Source organism: Moorena sp. SIO3I6, assembly GCF_010672095.1.
In genome coordinates this window covers 1-2314 of record NZ_JAAHHU010000734.1, presented here as the reverse complement: position 1 = coordinate 2314, position 2314 = coordinate 1, and the positions used below count along the sequence as shown (strand labels likewise).

The 2314-nt window shown below is 42.0% G+C and carries 4 protein-coding genes; 1 reads left to right on the top strand and 3 read right to left on the bottom strand.

The window, feature by feature from the left end; genetic code table 11:
* The coding region (locus tag F6K49_RS42025; protein ID WP_293107231.1) for a formylglycine-generating enzyme family protein at nucleotides 1–339 on the top strand (339 nt) is incomplete at its 5' end.
* On the opposite strand, the gene F6K49_RS42020 is transcribed toward F6K49_RS42025, so the two are convergent.
* The 3 genes from F6K49_RS42020 to F6K49_RS42010 form a co-directional block, all read right to left on the bottom strand.
* On the bottom strand, nucleotides 274–1614 hold the full coding sequence (locus F6K49_RS42020) for a transposase (protein WP_293107229.1): 1341 nt from the start codon (nucleotides 1612–1614) through the stop codon (nucleotides 274–276). The two genes, F6K49_RS42025 and F6K49_RS42020, sit on opposite strands and share 66 nt — an antisense overlap.
* Nucleotides 1615–1778: 164 nt before the next feature.
* Nucleotides 1779–2039 carry a hypothetical protein gene (locus F6K49_RS42015; protein WP_293019528.1) on the bottom strand — a complete coding sequence of 87 codons (261 nt, stop codon included), beginning with the start codon at nucleotides 2037–2039 and terminating at the stop codon, nucleotides 1779–1781.
* Between the two features lie 62 nt (nucleotides 2040–2101).
* Nucleotides 2102–2227, bottom strand: a complete 126-nt coding sequence (locus F6K49_RS42010) for a hypothetical protein (protein ID WP_293107227.1) — start codon at nucleotides 2225–2227, stop codon at nucleotides 2102–2104.
* Between the last annotated feature and the right edge of the window lie 87 nt (nucleotides 2228–2314).

The following is a 2314-nucleotide window of genomic DNA, read 5'->3' as shown; positions in this document are numbered from 1 at the left end:
ACCACCCCTGTGGGTCAATTTTATCCGAATCCCTTTGGGTTATATGATATGCACGGGAACGTTTGGGAATGGTGCGCTGATGACTGGCATAATAACTACGAAGGTGCGCCCACAGATGGCAGTGCTTGGATTGAGGATAATGAACCGGAAAATGTCAAGACTGAAAATAATCCAGATTCAGCCACAAATGACGAAAATAATCCAAAATCGCCTCTGCGGGGCGGCTCCTGGGGCAACGATCCTGGTTTCTGCCGTTCTGCGATTCGCATCGACTTAGTTAGGCGCGACGTCCGTGGCTTCAATGATGGTTTTCGTATATTGACACTCCCCGGTCATTAGACGCGGGGATTCGTTAAGAGTCCACAAACGAACTCTTAAAGGCGTAGTCAAAGCGCCCCTACTGAGTCCCATCAGGTCAATGCCAATGGTTCCCGCTACTTTCCTGAGGATATTCATTGCTCCGTTGCAATCGGCGTTGATATACCAGTTCAAAGCAGTCCGGTATAATCCACGTCTGACCCTTTTTCCTGAGGGTTTCCACTCTGCGGGTTTTTCACCGAATACGGGAATCTCATCATTATCTAAGGCACTTGCTTTACTGGTATAGCTTTCCTCTGTCTCTAGAAATTTAATGCCATATTGATCGCATAACTGGAAAATACGTTGCTTCAGGCGTGCTGTGGGGATTTGGACAAATTGTTGATTATTGCGCTTGCCCATATTGGCATTATGTTTTTGTCCTTGATTCCAACCAAATACTAGAGTTCCAATTCCATTTTTGAGACAGTGGTTAACAACTAGTCGAGCTGCCTTATTTATCCCGTCTCGCATTTGCCTGTTGCGCTTTTCTGTAACAGCAGCAAGCTGTTTTGTCCAGTAGTTTTTATCCCGGCCTTTTTTTAAAGTAGCAACACGTTTGTTGTACCATTGATTCAAGCTCTTGATGTGCTTTCCATCAACAATAAAGCTGTTGCCAACTGTATCCACACATGTCAGCCAATTATCAATTCCATGATCAATGCCTAGGGCCTTACTGAAGTCTAGATCAACAACTTCCGGTTCTATTTTGTATACAAATTCAGCATAGAAGACCCCATTTCTGGGCAGGATGCGAACTTCTCTTATCTGTCTCCAATCCAAATTGGATGGCATATCAATAAAAAACTCAGATAACCCAAACCATGCTTTAACCTGTTTGCCAAGGGGTAATCGAACTTTATTACCAACTAACTTTAGCCATCTTTTTGGGTACGACACTGTGAACAACCCACTCTTTCTGTAAGCTGGAGGTTTTGGTCGATATCCAAGTTGTCCCTTCCAAAACAATTTATTAAGCTTCTGGAACGACTTAAATGATTCGGCTACTCCATTACAAACTTGCTGAGATGCACTTACATACATGGCTGTGAAGTGCGGGTTATGCTTCATTTGAGCACAAAGCTCAGATTTCCCTACAATACGCTTAGCTTTAAACCAAATTTGTCTGGCGTAATAGACCGAGCAATTGTAGATTTTATTAGACTCTGAACCAATGTACTCAAAGATAGATAATAGGTCTTTGTTTGGGGATAATAATACCTGTTGGCATCTCCAGTATGATTGTTTTTTGCTCATAATATCATTATATAGCAATTCTACGACTTGTGAGGTACAAATATTTGGCTTTTAGGGAGCAGGGAGCAGGCAAGAGTGAAACAATCCTGTGTACCTCATGAGTCCTAGAAACGCTATAAAAACTTCTGACTTCAAGCTTCTGACTTCTGACTTCAAATCCCGATTTACTCCTGTTCATCATCATCCGGTAATTTTTCCATCTCCTGAGCAATTAGCGTCTGAAATTCTTCTCCACAATGAACATTCAAATGAATTGCAGCAGCCAGCAATTCTGCCAGAATCTCAGCTTGTTGTCTAGCACTCAGGTGAGGTGACTGAAGCTGATAGATTAATCCGGTAACGGTTTGGCATTCTGAGCCTAACTCTGTAATTAATGTTTTCAGAGTATTGCTAGTAATAGGAAGGGAGCGATCGCGAATCTGCATAATTATTTCCCCAATCGTTTTAGTGCTTGCTGAATGCCCTTATCAAAGGCACGAATCTCAGTTTACCAATGTCTTATTAAACCTTGATCGGGAAAGTCCTTTTCATACTCTAATTTAATCTTTTCTTGGTGTTCAGCAATGCGCTGATTCAAGCTACGAATTGCATTTTTGTGGTTTTTCTTTCCCATAAAATAGATGCACCCACAGACTTGCACCAGTATGTTATGGGGCTGGTGTCCTCACCTTTATATTTTACCTACCCATACTTTTTAAGA

Bases quoted from the DNA above. Each gene is read 5' to 3' on its own strand.
- F6K49_RS42020 (WP_293107229.1), bottom strand. From the start codon at position 1,614: ATGAGCAAAAAACAATCATACTGGAGATGCCAACAGGTATTATTATCC.
- F6K49_RS42015 (WP_293019528.1), bottom strand. From the start codon at position 2,039: ATGCAGATTCGCGATCGCTCCCTTCCTATTACTAGCAATACTCTGAAA.
- F6K49_RS42010 (WP_293107227.1), bottom strand. From the start codon at position 2,227: ATGGGAAAGAAAAACCACAAAAATGCAATTCGTAGCTTGAATCAGCGC.